The sequence below is a fragment of the Sphingopyxis sp. GW821-FHT10B01 genome (assembly GCF_059415685.1).
Genome location: NZ_JBWKNS010000006.1, coordinates 205236 through 218902 on the forward strand (window position 1 = coordinate 205236; position 13667 = coordinate 218902).

The following is a 13667-nucleotide window of genomic DNA, read 5'->3' on the forward strand; positions in this document are numbered from 1 at the left end:
GGGGCCGCCTCGCTCGGTTTGAGCGGGGCGGCCCTTTTTGTCGTTTCAGAAGCCCGAGAGAAAAGCGGCGACGTTTTTGCCGAGATCGCCGACGGCATAGCCGCCCTCCATCACGATCAGCGTCGGGACGCCCAGCGCGGAGATGCGTCGGGCCAGCGCGACATAGTCCTCGCGTTCGAGCGCGAAGCTCGAAATCGGGTCGCTGCTGTGCGTGTCGGCGCCGAAAGAGATGATCAGATACCGCGCCCCCCAGTTCGAAATCGCACTCAGTGCCGTTTCCAGCGCCGGTGCATAGCTCGCTCCATCGGTGCCGCGGGAGAGGGGGAGGTTGAGCGTGGTTCCCGCTCCCGCACCTTCGCCGGTCTCGTCGGCATGGCCCCAGTAAAAGGGATAGTCGGTGTGCGGGTCGGCGTGGATCGAGGCGAAGAAGACATCGGGATCGTCATAGAAGATATCCTGCGTCCCGTTGCCGTGGTGATAATCGACGTCGAGCACCGCGACCGGCCCGAAGCCGCGCCGATGCGCTTCGCGTGCCGCGATGGCGGCGTTGTTGAGGTAGCAATAGCCGCCCATATAATCGCGTCCGGCATGGTGGCCGGGCGGCCGGCATAGCGCGAAGACGTGGCGTGCATCGCTGGCCGCCAGATCATCGAGCGCCGACAGCGCGCATTGCGCCGACCAATAGGCCGATTCCCATGTGCCGGTGGCAATCGGCGTCCCGGCGTCATAGCTGTAGGCACCGAGGTCGGCGTCGATGCGTCCGAAGTTCAGTGGTCGTCGGCGCCTGACCGGAAAGGTGTAGCCGATGGCGTCACCATTCCGTCCCGCCGCCAGCCATTCGCGATGCGCACGCTCGAGGAACGCGAGATAATCGGGGTCATGGACTGCGAGAAGCGGTGCCATGCCGAAATCGCGGACCGGATTCCAGTCGGTGAATTGCGCGACGATCGAACGCGGGCGCTCGACATTTTCGGCATAGGGCACCCAGTCGCCATTGTGCAGTTCGCGCAAGGGGGCATGGGTGGTCTGGCGATCGTCGAAAAAAAGCTTCACCTTTTGGCCTGTCCTTCCATCCATTTCACGAGCGTCCGGTTGGTGTGACCCGCGACAATCTCGGCAAAGCCCTGCGGGCTTTCGTCCTGCCCGAGCTTGAAGCTGTGCTCGGCCGAGCGGACGTGCGCGCGAAAGGCGATGATCTGGTCGAGCATTCTTTCATAGCGCGGCCCCAAGCTTTCTGTCGACCAGCCGCCGCCTTCCATTTTGGCCACGAGCCGTTCGATGGCTTCACGCGTCTCGGCGCCAACGAACTCGACCTCGACTGTGAAGCGGAGCACGGCATAATTCCACGTCGGCGCCCAGTCGGGCTTTGAAAGCAACCCGGTCGGGACATAGGCCGACGGCCCGTTGAACAGGATGAGGCCGCGCGGGTCCGCCCTGAAACCCGCGACGAGCGGATTGCGCAGCGCGCAATGGCCGAACAGCGCGACGACCGCGCCGCTGTCGTCGGTCTCTGCGATCAGCGGCAGCGGGCTGGCATGGAAATTCCCCGATATCAGCCAGGCAAGCGGATAGTCGGCGATCAGTTGCCGGATGTCGGCGGCGTTGCGTGGTTCGTATGGCGTGGTCATGCCCCGACAATATCACGGATCCATGCCGACTGTTCGTCGAACGCGCGATCGGCAAGGGGGGCGATCGATACCGCCTCGAGGAAGCTGTGCGTCGCGCCGCGATAGGTCACCGCGTGCGTGGGCACGCCGGCCGCTTCGAGTTTGCGGGCAAAGCTATCGTTGCAGTCGGCCAATATGTCGCACTCGGCGATAGCGAGAAAGGCGGGGGGCAGATCGGTCAGGTCGGCGCGCAGCGGCGCGACCAGCGGATCGGCGAGCTGTTCGGGGCCATCGACATAGGCTGCCCAGAAGGCGTCCATTTCGTCGGCTTCGAGCGAATAGTCGTCGCCAAAGCGCGCATAGCTCGGCGTGCGTTCGGGCGCGAAAGCACCGTAGTTGAGCAGCATCGCGATCGGTAGCGGCCGGCCGCGCTGGCGCTGAAGCAGGCACGTGGCAACCGAGAGGTTGGCGCCGGCGGAATCTCCGCCGATCAGCGCGCGCCCGGCATCGAGGTTCAGCGCGTCCGCCTGTGCCTCGATCCAGTCGAGCGCGGCGGCACATTCCTCCAGCGCCACCGGAAACTTGCTTTCGGGTGACAGGCTGTAATCGATCCCAAGCACGGCGATGCCGGCGCGCGCCGCATATTCGCGCATCAACCGGTCGTGCGTGTCGATGCTGAACAACATCCAGCCGCCGCCGTGGATATAGAGCATCACGGGCAGCTTTTCGTCCGCGACCGGGCGATGAAGCCGCAGGCGGACGCCGCCCATATCCATTTCATGGCTTGTTGCCATTATCGGGCCATCTTCGCGCCAGGGCTTGCGTACGCGTTCGGCGACCTGGCGGCGCGTCGCCATGCTTGCGCCCGCCGATGCGCCATGCTCGGCATAGGCCGCGTTGATGGCGTCGACAAAGCGCCGAATATCGGGGTCGGCCATATCGTCCTGCACGGCGCTCAAGCCCTTTGACATATTTGGCACTTCCTTCTCGAAACGATCCTTGATCGCCTGATAGCTTTTACACCGCTGACCCTATCGCCCGATTGGGCCAATCACCGCGCAGGACAGGCCAGTGACCGCATCTTTGCTGGTCAGGCGCATGCGCGGCCTATATCGTGCAGTTGACTAAGATTTGCGAGGATTGGGCCATGAAGCATAGCCTTGATGTTCTGACGAACGATCGTCCCGTCATTGCCCTGCAGGACGAATATCCTGGGGGCTTCATCGACCCGATGCACAGTCATGACCATATCCAGATCCTCTATGCGTCGGCCGGGGTGATGTCGGTGCGCACGCCCGAGACCAGTTTCGTGATCCCACCGCAGCGCGCCGTGTGGCTGCCCGCAGGTACGCGGCACGAGGTCGCATGCCGCGGCCCGGTGTCGCTTCGCACGCTGTATTTGCCATGCGGGCGTGGCGAGCAGGACAAGGCGTGCCGCGTGTTCGAGGTGTCGCACCTCGTCAAATCGCTGATCCTCGAGGTCGTCGACTTTCCGGCGCTTTACGACGTCAACGGGCGCGAGGGGCAGATCATCACGCTGCTGCTCGACGAGATCGGGCGGATGCCGAACGCGCCCTATCAGGTGTCGATGCCGTCCAATCCGCGCCTGCTTCGTGTATGCAACGCGATTATCGCCGATCCGTCCGACCCGCGCGATATCGATGACTGGGCGGCGCTCGCGGCGATGGGACGGCGGACCTTTACTCGGACCTTCAAGCAGGAAACGGGGATGGGCCTTGCCGTCTGGCGGCAGCAGGTGCGGCTGATGGAGGCGCTCTCGCTGCTCGCGGCGGGCGCGTCGATCACACAGGTCACCTATGACGTCGGCTATGACAGCCCCAGCGGCTTTGCCGCAATGTTCCGCCGGGCGTTCGGTGTGCCGCCGAGCCAGTATCTGAAACACTGACGGAAGTTATGCCGGCGGGCTGCGTTCCGGAGCGCCGTCCTGCAATTCAGGGCGAGCGGCCGAGACGGCCGGTAACGCCCGGGCCGCTTCGCCAGCCGCGCGAATCCGCGGGAAAGGGCTCAGGTCCGTCTTGTATCGCTCGGCGCTGTCGAGTTGCGGAACCAGATAGCAGTCCGCCAGTGTCGGCGTGTCGCCAAAGGCAAATGTTCCGCCATGCCGCGCGACGAGGGTTTCGAGCGCCGCGAAGCCCTCGCCGATCCAGCGCGCGATCCATGTCTTCACCTGCGGATTGGTTGCTCCGAAATCGCCGCGGATCGCGTTCAGCACGCGCAAATTGTTGAGCGGGTGGATGTCGCAGGCGATGAGTGCCGCCATGCTGCGGACCACCGCCGCATCGTCGATATCTTGCGGAAGCAGTGGCGGCTCCGGCCATCTTGCATCGATCCATTCAAGGATCGCGGGGCTCTCGATCAGCACCTGGCCATCATATTCGAGCGCGGGGACGAGATGGTGGGGCGCGATACCCACATAGCTTTCGCTATGCTGTTCACCCGCGAGCAGGTCGTGCTGTCGCTGTCTGCAGGCAAGGCCTTTGAGTCCGAGCGCGATACGGACGCGATAGGCGGCGCTGGAACGCCAGAAGCCGTGGAGGAGGATTTCGGTCATGGGGCAGGAGTAAGATGTGGCCGTCGCCACCGCAACAGCGCTAGTCGAAAGATGCGGGCGCGCGTGCGCGACCCTCGGTCGTTCGCGCCCATTCGGCAAGGTTGCCTTGACGCTTGATGGTCTTGAGACACACGACGGTCTTCAGCCGCTGAACTCCGGGCAGTTTTGACAGATTGTGTCGCAGCAATTCGTCGAGATGGTCGGCCGATCTAGAGAAGATCTTGAGCATATAATCGCTCTCCCCCGCGGTGGTGTGGCATTCGACGACAGCGGGGTGTGCCAGCACGGCCGCCTCGAATTCGGTATGCGCGTCGAAGCGGATCTGCACCTCGACAAAACTCTGCACCGCAAGCCCAAGCGCGATGGGGTCGAGTCGCGCGGCATAACCTTCGATCACGCCGCTTTCCTCGAGGTTTTTCACCCGCGACCAGCAGGGCGATTTGGACAGGCCGACCTGCTCGCCCAATTCGGCATAGGATTGCCGGCCGTCGCTTTCGAGTGCTGCAATGATCTTCCAGTCGAGCCTGTCCATGCGTTCCGTCCTGAATCGGGTTTGCGCGTAAACGCGATGGTGGAGTCATAATTGAAAGAATATCATCCTGCAAATCATGCGAATGGCAGAACAAAATTGAAATTTTATCGACCTGCCAACCTGAAATCCGCACAATGTTTGCGTGTGCACACGCTAGTTTCACGGTCGAAGGTTTGGAGAGAGACCGATGGCCGCGACACATATTTTCGATGCACCGCCCGAAGGTGTCGCGGCCGATTGGACGATGCCGCAAAACTGGCGCTCCTTTACGGCGCAGCAGCACGAAACCTGGCGGAGCTTGTTCGACCGGCAGTCCGCAGCGCTCGATGGCTATGCGTGCCGGTCGTTTCTCGAAGGTCTCGACATCCTCCGCCAGCTCGAGCCCGGGGTTCCCGACTTCGCCGAGCTCAATGCGTTGCTGAAGCCCGCTTCGGGGTGGGAGGTGGTCGCGGTGCCCGGCTGGATCCCGAACACCCCCTTTTTCGAGCATCTTGCGAACAAGCGCTTTCCGGCTGCCAACTTCGTCCGCCCTCCCGAGCAGATCGCATACAGTGAAGAGCCTGATATGTTTCATGACATATTCGGGCACGTTCCAATGCTGACCGATCCGGCCTTCTCGGACTTTCTCGTCGCTTATGGCGAGGCAGGGCTGCGCGCCGAGAAGCTGGGGGCATCGGACTTTCTCGGAAGGTTGTGGCTTTACACGGTCGAGTTCGGGCTGGTGGTCGAGGATGGCGAATTGCGCGCCTTTGGCGGCGGCCTGATGTCGAGTTTCGCCGAAACGCTATCGGCGCTGACCGCGCCCGAGCCGCGGCGCATCTGGCTCGATATCGAGCGCGTGATGCGGACGCGATATCATTTCGATGAATTCCAGCAGACCTATTTCGTCGTTGCGGGCTTCGGGGACTTGCTGCGCGCGACCGAGGAAACCGACTTTGCGAGCGTCTACCGGAAAATCGCGGGCGAAGCGGCGCTCGAACCCGGAGATGCCTGGCGCGGCGATGTCGCCTATGAAGGGCACCTGCCGGCCGCGCCGGCAAGCGGAGAGGTATCCCTATGATCAGGCAGACGAGCGACGGCGGCACCGACATTTTCGAGACCGAGATCGACGGCGAGACGATCCAGTGGGACAATGGCCTGACCTATGCGCGGCACCTGCAGACCGCGCAGCTCTTGTCGGCGCAGGTCCCTGTGTCGGACAAGCCCGACGAGATGCTGTTCATCATCATGCACCAGACGATGGAGCTGTGGATCAAGCTGGTGCTGCACGAGGGGCGGCTGGTTCTTGATGCGATCAAGGCCGACCGGCTCGAGATCGCCGGCAAGGGGCTCGACCGGATTGCGACGATCCAGCGGCATATGATCCATAGCTGGGAAGTGCTCGCGACGCTGACCCCGCATGATTTCCTGACCTTCCGCGGTTTCCTGCGCCGTGCGTCGGGGTTCCAGTCGCAACAATATCGCGAGCTCGAATATCTGCTCGGCAACAAACGCGAAGATATGATGATCGTCCACAAGGACGACGCCGCGGCCACGGCCCGGTTGCGCGCGGCGTTCGAGGCGCCGTCGCTTTATGACGAACTGTTGCGGCTGCTCGCGCGGCGCGGTTTTGCCATTCCGGCGGACACGCTCGAGCGTGACTGGACCAAGCCCTATGCGGCGTCGGAAGCGGTCGAGGACGCCTGGCTGAAAATCTACACCGATGTCGACGCGCATTGGGACCTCTACACGCTGGCCGAAAAGATCACCGCGCTCGAATATTATTTCCAGGAATGGCGCTTCAAACACATGAAGACCGTCGCGCGCGTGATCGGGCACAAGCCGGGGACCGGTGGTTCGTCCGGGGTCAATTATCTGGTCAAGGCGCTGGACCTCAGCTTCTTCCCCGAACTCTGGTCGATGCGCACGCGCATGGCGGCGCCGCGTGAAGGCGGCGACTATGGTGGAGGAGCAGGCGCATGACCCGCATCTGGGACATTTCGCAGCCGCTCCACGCCGCGGTGCCGGTGTGGCCGGGCGAGCCGGCGTTCGCGCTCCACAGCCATGCGGTGATCGGCGACGGCTGCCCGGTCAATGTCGGCGGCATGTTCACGCCGCTCCACGCGGGCACACACGGCGACGCGCCGTTGCACTACGCCAATGACGGCGCGTCGTCGGCCGACTGCGATCTGGGTGCCTATATCGGGCCTTGCGTGCTGCTCGACATGCGCCACGCACGCGGACGCGTCGAGATTGCCGATATCGACTGGGATGCGATCGAAGGCAGCGAACGCGTTCTGCTGCGGACCTATGAGCACTTCCCGCACGACCAGTGGGACTCGGATTTCACCGCGATTGCCAGCGATGTCATCACTCGGCTTGGCGAGATCGGTGTGCGGCTGATCGGCACCGACGCGGCGTCGCTCGACCCCGAACAATCGAAGACACTCGACGCGCATCAGGCGGTCAGGGCGGCCGATATGCGGATATTGGAGGGCCTCGTGCTCGATGACGTGCCACCCGGCCGATATGAGCTTGTCGCGCTGCCGCTGCGTATCGTGGGCGCCGACGCCAGCCCGGTGCGCGCAATTTTGAGGGAAATCGCATGACCGACACGATGTTTGCCGCCGATGTGCCGGCGCTCGATGCCACCGATCCGCTCGCGCCTTTCCGCGACCGTTTCCAGCTTCGCGAAGGCCTCCTCTATCTTGACGGCAATTCGCTCGGGGCCTTGCCCAAGGCGACGGGCAACCGGCTCGCCGAGGTTGTCGGCGGTGAATGGGGCGAGGGGCTGATTACCTCTTGGCTCGGCGCCGAATGGTCGACCGCGCCGCGGCGGATCGGGGACAAGATCGGGCGCCTGATCGGCGCCAACGCGGGCGAGATCGTCGCGACCGATTCGACTTCAGTGAATATTTTCAAGGCGCTCACGGCCGCTCTTTCGTTACGGCGTGAGCGTGGAGTCATTCTGTCGGAAGCGACGAACTTTCCGACCGACGTCTATATGATGCAGGGGATCGAGGCCTTTTCGGGCGGACGCGTGAAGGCGGTCACCGTGGTGCCCGACACGATCGTCGATGCGCTGGATGAGGACGTCGCGGTGCTGCTGCTGACGCAGGTCCATTACAAATCGGGTCGTGTCCGCGACATGGCGGCGATCACCAAGCGCGCGCACGACGTCGGCGCGCTCGTCGTCTGGGATCTCAGCCATAGCGCGGGCGCGATCCCGGTCGACCTGAATGGCGCGAACGCCGATTTTGCGATCGGCTGCGGATACAAGTTCCTCAACGGTGGCCCCGGCGCACCCGCCTTTCTGTTCGCGGCGGCGCGGCACCATGGCGCGACGCCGGTGCTGTCAGGCTGGTTCGGTCACGCACGGCCCTTCGCGTTCGAGGAAGATTACGACCCCGCCGCGGGAATCGAACGCTTTCAGTGCGGTACCCCGCCAGTGCTCGGGCTCGCGGCGCTCGAGGTGGGCGTCGACCTGATGCTCGAAGCCGACATGGCAGAAATCCGTCGCAAGTCGCTCGCGCTCGGCGACCTGTTCATCGAGCAGATGCAGCCTTTGTGCGAGGCCTACGGCTTCGAACTGGTGAGCACGCAGGGTCATTCCGAGCGCGGCAGTCAGGTCGCCTATGCGCATCCGCAGGGCTACCAGATCGTGCAGGCGCTCAAGGAATTCGAAGTCATTGCCGACTTCCGCGCGCCCGACATCCTGCGTTTCGGGCTGACGCCGCTTTACCTGCGTTATCGCGACATCGTCGAAACCGTCGAGCGGCTCGAAAGGGTCTGTGCGACGCGCGCGTGGGACAAGCCGCAATATCACCAGCGGGCGGCGGTGACATGAGCGACATGTCGGCCCCCTTTCTGCCCCAATCGCGCGTTGCCGCGGTGCAGGCCGCGCCGGTCTTCCTCGATACGGCGCGCACCGTCGACAAGGCGTGCGCGCTGATCGCCGAGGCCGCGGGCAACGGCGCGCAGCTTGTGGCTTTCCCCGAGGTGTTCGTTTCGGCCTATCCTTATTGGAACTGGCTGATGACGCCGATCGAGGGCGCCGAGTGGCACGAGCGCCTCTATCGCGCCTCGCTCCTGATCGACGGCCCCGAGGTCGCCGCGCTGTGCGCTGCGGCGCGCGATCATGGCTGCACCGTCGTCATCGGTATCAATGAACGCGATCCGGTGAGCGTCGGCACGCTTTATAACACCAATCTGATCATCGGTGCCGACGGCAGCCTGCTCGGGCGGCATCGCAAGCTGGTGCCGACCTGGGCCGAGAAACTGACCTGGGCGGGCGGCGATGGCAGCTCGATCCGCGTCTACGATACGCCGGTCGGGCCGCTCGGGACGCTGGCATGCGGCGAGAATACCAACACGCTCGCGCGCTTCGCTTTGCTGTCGCAGGGCGAGCTGGTCCATGTTGCCAATTATATCGCGCTGCCCGTCGCGCCCGCGTCGTATAATATGGCCGAGGCGATCAAGATCCGCGCCACCGCGCACAGCTTCGAAGGCAAGGTGTTCACGATCGTCGCCTGCTCGGCGGTAAGCGAGGAAATCATCGCGGCGATGTCCGAAGGGCGCCCGCAAAACCGCGAGCTGCTGTCGCGGCCGAACAGCGCCTTTTCGGGCGTGATCGACCCGCACGGCAATCTGGTGGGCGAGGCGCTGATCGACGATGAGGGCATCGTCTATGCCGATATCGACCTTGGCGAGTGTATCCGGCCCAAGCTGATGCACGACATCATCGGCGGCTATAACCGCTTCGACATCTTCAACCTGACTGTCGACCGGACTCCCCGCGCGTCGGCCCTGTTTGTCGACGAGCCGCAGCCCGTCGATCCGGACGAGGAGGAGCCGTCATGACGGAAAATTCCACGATCATCGACCCGCGCGACGATGTGCTCGGCCGCGCGCGTGTGACCGACACGCCCGAACTCGAAGCCTTTTATCAAGAGCTTGCGGCGCGCAATGCAGGCGCCTTCTGGAAGCGCGCCAATGCGATCGAGCCGTGGGAGCCCGAGACGCGCTATCGCCCGACGCTCTGGCGCTATGCCGAGATGCGCGGCATGTGCCTGCGCGCGCTCGATTTGGTGAAGCCCGAGGAAGCCGGGCGCCGCGTCGTGACCCTGCTCAACGACAGCGACGCAGGGCGCGAGAATGTCGCGGTGTGCGGTTGGCTGTTCAGCGGGATGCAGGCGATGCGCCCCGGCGAGATCACCCCCGCGCACCGCCACACTGCGTCGGCGCACCGCTTCATCATGGAAGGGAAGGGTGCCTATACCGTCGTCGACGGGCACCGCATCACGCTTGGCGCCAACGATTATGTGCTGACCCCGAACGGCGCCTGGCACGACCATGGCGTCGTCGCCGACGGCGAGGTGTCGATCTGGCAGGACGGGCTCGACATTCCGCTGATGAACAGCCTCGAGACCAATTTCTATGCGGTCTATGACCAACCCGCGCAGACCGCGGCGTTCCCCGCCGACGACCTGCCGCTGAGCTATGGCGGCGCGGGGCTGCGGCCCGAGGGCGTTCCGACGTGGGAGAAGCCTTATTCGCCGGTGATGGTCTATCGCTGGGAAGCGACGCGCGACGCGTTGTGGAACCTCGCCAAAGTGTCCGACGGCACGCCGTTCGATGGGCATATGGTGCGCTATTCGAACCCGCTGACCGGCGGCTGGGCGCTCCAGACGATGGGTGCGCATATGCAGCTTCTCAAACCCGGATTCCGCGGCAAAGCGCACCGCCACACGGGCAATGTCGTCTATAATGTCGCGAGCGGGCGCGGCTATTCGATCATCGGCGGCGAGCGCTTCGACTGGGGCACGCACGACATTTTCTGCGTGCCCGCGTGGGTGTGGCACGAACATGTCAATCTCGATCCTTCCGAAGAGGCCTTCCTCTTCTCGTTCAACGACTTTCCCGTGATGGAGGCGTTCGGCGTCCGGATCGAGGAACCCTATTCCGACAATGGCGGCCACCAGCCCGCCTGAGCAGACAGGACTATCTATGCGCTTCGTGACTTATCGCACGGCCCTGACCGAACCGCGGCTCGGCCTTCTCCACGACGGGCTCGTGATCGACGTCGAATATTTCGGCGATGCGATCGGGCACGACCTGCCCTCGACGATGCTCGATTTCATCGACTTGGGGCCAATCGCGCTCCGCTTTCTTCGGGACGCCGTTGCGGCGGCGACCACGGCCGACCTGATCGGCACCTCGCTGCCCGAGGGCAATGCGACCTTGCTCGCGCCGATCCCGCGACCGCGCAAGAATATCTTCGGAATCGGTCTCAACTATACCGAGCATGTCGCTGAATCGGCGCGTTCGCTCGACACGTCGAACGAACTGCCGCAGCAGCCGGTGATCTTCTCGAAGCCGCCGACCGCGGTCGTCGCGTGGAGCGATCCGATCCGCCACAATGCGAAGGTGACGCAGCAGCTCGATTGGGAAACCGAGCTGGCGGTGATCATCGGCAGCACCGCGCGCGGTGTCGCCGAAGGCGACGCGTTGAACCATGTGTTCGGTTACACCGTGATCAACGATGTGTCGGCGCGCGACTGCCGCCGCGCCGGGCAGTGGATCGTGTCGAAGGGGCAGGACAGCTTCGCGCCGATGGGGCCGTGCATCGTCACAGCCGACGAAATCGGCGATCCGCATAATCTCAATATCTTGACGCATGTGAACGGCGTGGAGAAGCAGAACAGCAATACGCGCTTCATGTTGTTCAATATCAACCAGTTAATCGCCGACATTTCGAGCGTGATGACACTCGAACCTGGCGATATCATCGCGACGGGCACGCCCGCGGGGGTCGGCGCAGGCCGGTCGCCGCAGGAATTCATGTGGCCGGGTGACGTCGTCGAATGCACCGTCGAGGGCATCGGCACGCTGCGCAATCCGATCATCGCGGTCTGAGGAGCGGCCAATGACACGACCCATCCGCATCGGGCAGATCGTGCCCAGCTCGAACGTCACGATGGAAACAGAAATCCCTGCGTTGCTCCGCGCAAGGGAAAGCATCGCGCCCGAGCGTTTCACTTTCCATTCGTCGCGGATGCGGATGAAGAAGGTGACGAAGGAAGAACTCGCGGCGATGGATGCCGATTCCGATCGCTGCGCGCTCGAATTGTCCGACGCCGCGGTCGATGTGCTCGGTTATGCCTGCCTCGTCGCGATCATGAGCATGGGCGAGGGCTATCATCGCGTGTCGGAGGCGCGGCTGCACCAGCGGACGGTCGAGAATGGGCGTGCCGCACCCGTCGTCACCAGCGCCGGAGCGCTGATCGAGGGGCTGGCGGCGCTGAAGGCGAAGCGCATTGCGCTCGTCGCACCCTATATGAAGCCGCTGACGCAGATGGTCGTTTCCTACATTCAGAATGAAGATATTGAGGTAAGCGACTGGCTTGCACTGGAAATTCCGGACAATCTGGAGGTTGCTGCGCAGGACCCGGCCAACCTGCTCGACCATTATAAAAGGCTCGACCTGACGGGCATCGACGCGCTCGTGCTGTCGGCATGCGTCCAGATGCCGTCGCTGCCGTCGGTGCAGAAGATCGAGGATGCGATCGGCCTGCCCGTCGTCTCGGCGGCGATCTGCACCGCGCACCAGATGCTCACGCGCCTGGGGCTGCGGGCCGAGGTTCCGGGCGCAGGGGCGCTGCTGTCGGGCCGCTATTGATCGACCGCGGCGGGCGGCGCAATCGCCGCCGCCGCGGCGACGTCGTGCGTTACATTGGCGACGGTACGAACCATGTCGGGGATGACGTCGATCGCGAGCAGGATCGGCAACAGCTCGATGGGCGCGCCGATGGCGATCGCGGTCGGCGCCACGGACGCGTAAAAGCTGATCTGCCCCGGCATCCCGAGGATGGCGAGCGACGACAGCACGGCGAGCGGCAGCGCCACCGCGATCTGCAGCGGCGAGACTTCGATGCCTGCCATCCACGCGAGCGCGAGCGCCATCATCACGGTGTTCGACGGCGCGGTGATCTTGAAGGTCGCGACCGCCATCGGCAGGATGACCGCGGCATCGCGTTCCTCGACCCCGATGCGCTCGGCGCTCACCATCATCGCGGGCAGCGTTGCGATCGACGATTGGGTGCTCGCCGCAATCGCCTGCGCCGGCGCCATGGCGCGGGCAAACCGCCCGAGCGCGACGCCCCCGGCGAAGCGCGCAATGGCATAGCCGAGGACGATCAATACCAGCGTGACGGTAATCGAAATCGTCATATATTGGGCGAGGATCGCGATCACCGCTGTACCCACCGTCGCGCCGATCGCCAGCGCCAGCGCGAAGATGCCGATGGGCGCGACGCGCAGCACCCAGCCGACGACGATAATCATCGCATCGGCAAGCCCGCGCAGCGGCTGGATCACCGCCTCGGCGCGGTCGCGGTCGATCTTGCCGACCGCAAGGCCGAGCACCAGCGCGAAGATGACGAGCGGCAGGACCGCGCCTTCGGCGGCCGACGCGACGACATTGGTCGGGATCATCGCGCGTATCGCCTCGGCCGCACCCGGCACCGCCGGTGCGGGCGGCGCCGGGAAGGCGCTGCGCAGCGCGGCGATATCGGCGGGCGCGATCGTAACCGCGCCGAGCATCGGCGGGACAAGGACAGCGCCGATCACGGCAGAGACGATCAGCAGACCGGTCAGGACGAGGGGCAAGCGCCGCCCGAGCCGTGCGGCTTCGTGATGGTCGCCCATGCCAAGGCTGGCGACGCCGGTCGCGACGAGCGCGAAGATCAGCGGGACGATCGTCATGCGCAGCCCATCGAGCCAGATGCCGCCGACCAGCTGCGCCGCCTCGACCACGGGCGAGGATGCCGCGACAAAGGTACCGATCGTAAAGCCGACGACGAGCGCGACGATCATCCAGCCCGATCCGGGCATGCGCGTGGCCCAGGCCCGTGCGCGCGAAATCACCATGAGTCGAAATCCCCCTGACCCCAGCATGCCGATGCATGCGGGGGTGGTC

The 13667-nt window shown here is 64.3% G+C and carries 15 protein-coding genes; 9 read left to right on the forward strand and 6 right to left on the reverse strand.

Annotated elements, in window-relative coordinates:
* Positions 1 to 45 precede the first annotated feature (45 nt).
* Genes AC07NV_RS18375 through AC07NV_RS18385 form a run of 3 tightly spaced genes read right to left on the reverse strand, consistent with a single transcriptional unit; the run spans position 46 to position 2578 of the window.
* Positions 46 to 1053 (reverse strand): histone deacetylase family protein, encoded by a 1008-nt coding sequence (locus AC07NV_RS18375; RefSeq protein ID WP_495167839.1) that lies wholly within the window; start codon positions 1051 to 1053, stop codon positions 46 to 48.
* Entirely contained in the window at positions 1050 to 1628 is a 579-nt protein-coding gene (locus tag AC07NV_RS18380; RefSeq protein ID WP_495167840.1) for an FMN-binding negative transcriptional regulator, read from the reverse strand. Before AC07NV_RS18380 ends, AC07NV_RS18375 begins: the two co-directional genes overlap by 4 nt.
* Positions 1625 to 2578: an alpha/beta hydrolase gene (locus AC07NV_RS18385; protein WP_495167841.1), complete on the reverse strand. Its 954-nt coding sequence runs from the start codon at positions 2576 to 2578 to the stop codon at positions 1625 to 1627. The genes AC07NV_RS18380 and AC07NV_RS18385 overlap by 4 nt, the downstream gene beginning before the upstream one ends.
* Before the next feature lie 176 nt (positions 2579 to 2754).
* Between AC07NV_RS18385 and AC07NV_RS18390 the strand changes: the two genes are divergently transcribed.
* Positions 2755 to 3513, forward strand: coding sequence for an AraC family transcriptional regulator (locus tag AC07NV_RS18390; RefSeq protein WP_495167842.1), 759 nt, complete (start codon positions 2755 to 2757; stop codon positions 3511 to 3513).
* Between the two features lie 6 nt (positions 3514 to 3519).
* Here AC07NV_RS18390 and maiA read toward each other — a convergent pair whose 3' ends face one another.
* Positions 3520 to 4179 (reverse strand): maleylacetoacetate isomerase, encoded by a 660-nt coding sequence (gene maiA / locus AC07NV_RS18395; RefSeq protein WP_495167843.1) that lies wholly within the window; start codon positions 4177 to 4179, stop codon positions 3520 to 3522.
* Positions 4180 to 4219: 40 nt separating this feature from the next.
* Positions 4220 to 4711: an Lrp/AsnC family transcriptional regulator gene (locus tag AC07NV_RS18400; protein WP_495167844.1), complete on the reverse strand. Its 492-nt coding sequence runs from the start codon at positions 4709 to 4711 to the stop codon at positions 4220 to 4222.
* 187 nt (positions 4712 to 4898) lie between these two features.
* Here AC07NV_RS18400 and phhA point away from each other — a divergent pair, with 187 nt between their 5' ends.
* From phhA to AC07NV_RS18440, 8 genes are read left to right on the forward strand one after another with little or no spacing between them, the layout of a single operon-like run.
* Positions 4899 to 5771 carry a phenylalanine 4-monooxygenase gene (phhA, locus tag AC07NV_RS18405; protein WP_495167845.1) on the forward strand — a complete coding sequence of 291 codons (873 nt, stop codon included), beginning with the start codon at positions 4899 to 4901 and terminating at the stop codon, positions 5769 to 5771.
* Positions 5768 to 6673 (forward strand): tryptophan 2,3-dioxygenase, encoded by a 906-nt coding sequence (locus AC07NV_RS18410; RefSeq protein ID WP_495167846.1) that lies wholly within the window; start codon positions 5768 to 5770, stop codon positions 6671 to 6673. Before phhA ends, AC07NV_RS18410 begins: the two co-directional genes overlap by 4 nt.
* The gene (gene kynB, locus AC07NV_RS18415) at positions 6670 to 7299 is read left to right on the forward strand and encodes an arylformamidase (RefSeq protein WP_495167847.1); all 630 of its coding nucleotides are present in this window, start codon (positions 6670 to 6672) and stop codon (positions 7297 to 7299) included. The genes AC07NV_RS18410 and kynB overlap by 4 nt, the downstream gene beginning before the upstream one ends.
* Entirely contained in the window at positions 7296 to 8537 is a 1242-nt protein-coding gene (kynU, locus tag AC07NV_RS18420) for a kynureninase (RefSeq protein ID WP_495167848.1), read from the forward strand. Before kynB ends, kynU begins: the two co-directional genes overlap by 4 nt.
* On the forward strand, positions 8534 to 9550 hold the full coding sequence (locus AC07NV_RS18425) for a carbon-nitrogen hydrolase family protein (RefSeq protein ID WP_495167849.1): 1017 nt from the start codon (positions 8534 to 8536) through the stop codon (positions 9548 to 9550). Before kynU ends, AC07NV_RS18425 begins: the two co-directional genes overlap by 4 nt.
* Positions 9547 to 10680 (forward strand): cupin domain-containing protein, encoded by a 1134-nt coding sequence (locus tag AC07NV_RS18430; RefSeq protein WP_495167850.1) that lies wholly within the window; start codon positions 9547 to 9549, stop codon positions 10678 to 10680. The genes AC07NV_RS18425 and AC07NV_RS18430 overlap by 4 nt, the downstream gene beginning before the upstream one ends.
* A 16-nt stretch (positions 10681 to 10696) precedes the next feature.
* On the forward strand, positions 10697 to 11605 hold the full coding sequence (locus tag AC07NV_RS18435) for a fumarylacetoacetate hydrolase family protein (RefSeq protein WP_495167851.1): 909 nt from the start codon (positions 10697 to 10699) through the stop codon (positions 11603 to 11605).
* Between the two features lie 10 nt (positions 11606 to 11615).
* The gene (locus tag AC07NV_RS18440; RefSeq protein ID WP_495167852.1) at positions 11616 to 12368 is read left to right on the forward strand and encodes a maleate cis-trans isomerase family protein; all 753 of its coding nucleotides are present in this window, start codon (positions 11616 to 11618) and stop codon (positions 12366 to 12368) included.
* Here the strand turns inward: AC07NV_RS18440 and AC07NV_RS18445 are convergent.
* The gene (locus AC07NV_RS18445) at positions 12362 to 13618 is read right to left on the reverse strand and encodes a dicarboxylate/amino acid:cation symporter (protein ID WP_495167853.1); all 1257 of its coding nucleotides are present in this window, start codon (positions 13616 to 13618) and stop codon (positions 12362 to 12364) included. The genes AC07NV_RS18440 and AC07NV_RS18445 overlap by 7 nt on opposite strands.
* Positions 13619 to 13667 lie beyond the last annotated feature (49 nt).

What these genes read in the sequence shown, in the direction of transcription:
- AC07NV_RS18445 (WP_495167853.1), bottom strand. Translation starts at nt 13,618, where the DNA reads ATGGTGATTTCGCGCGCACGGGCCTGGGCCACGCGCATGCCCGGATCG.
- AC07NV_RS18440 (WP_495167852.1), top strand. Translation starts at nt 11,616, where the DNA reads ATGACACGACCCATCCGCATCGGGCAGATCGTGCCCAGCTCGAACGTC.
- phhA (WP_495167845.1), top strand. Translation starts at nt 4,899, where the DNA reads ATGGCCGCGACACATATTTTCGATGCACCGCCCGAAGGTGTCGCGGCC.
- AC07NV_RS18410 (WP_495167846.1), top strand. Translation starts at nt 5,768, where the DNA reads ATGATCAGGCAGACGAGCGACGGCGGCACCGACATTTTCGAGACCGAG.
- AC07NV_RS18430 (WP_495167850.1), top strand. Translation starts at nt 9,547, where the DNA reads ATGACGGAAAATTCCACGATCATCGACCCGCGCGACGATGTGCTCGGC.
- maiA (WP_495167843.1), bottom strand. Translation starts at nt 4,179, where the DNA reads ATGACCGAAATCCTCCTCCACGGCTTCTGGCGTTCCAGCGCCGCCTAT.
- AC07NV_RS18435 (WP_495167851.1), top strand. Translation starts at nt 10,697, where the DNA reads ATGCGCTTCGTGACTTATCGCACGGCCCTGACCGAACCGCGGCTCGGC.
- kynU (WP_495167848.1), top strand. Translation starts at nt 7,296, where the DNA reads ATGACCGACACGATGTTTGCCGCCGATGTGCCGGCGCTCGATGCCACC.
- AC07NV_RS18380 (WP_495167840.1), bottom strand. Translation starts at nt 1,628, where the DNA reads ATGACCACGCCATACGAACCACGCAACGCCGCCGACATCCGGCAACTG.
- AC07NV_RS18425 (WP_495167849.1), top strand. Translation starts at nt 8,534, where the DNA reads ATGAGCGACATGTCGGCCCCCTTTCTGCCCCAATCGCGCGTTGCCGCG.
- AC07NV_RS18390 (WP_495167842.1), top strand. Translation starts at nt 2,755, where the DNA reads ATGAAGCATAGCCTTGATGTTCTGACGAACGATCGTCCCGTCATTGCC.
- AC07NV_RS18385 (WP_495167841.1), bottom strand. Translation starts at nt 2,578, where the DNA reads ATGTCAAAGGGCTTGAGCGCCGTGCAGGACGATATGGCCGACCCCGAT.
- AC07NV_RS18400 (WP_495167844.1), bottom strand. Translation starts at nt 4,711, where the DNA reads ATGGACAGGCTCGACTGGAAGATCATTGCAGCACTCGAAAGCGACGGC.
- kynB (WP_495167847.1), top strand. Translation starts at nt 6,670, where the DNA reads ATGACCCGCATCTGGGACATTTCGCAGCCGCTCCACGCCGCGGTGCCG.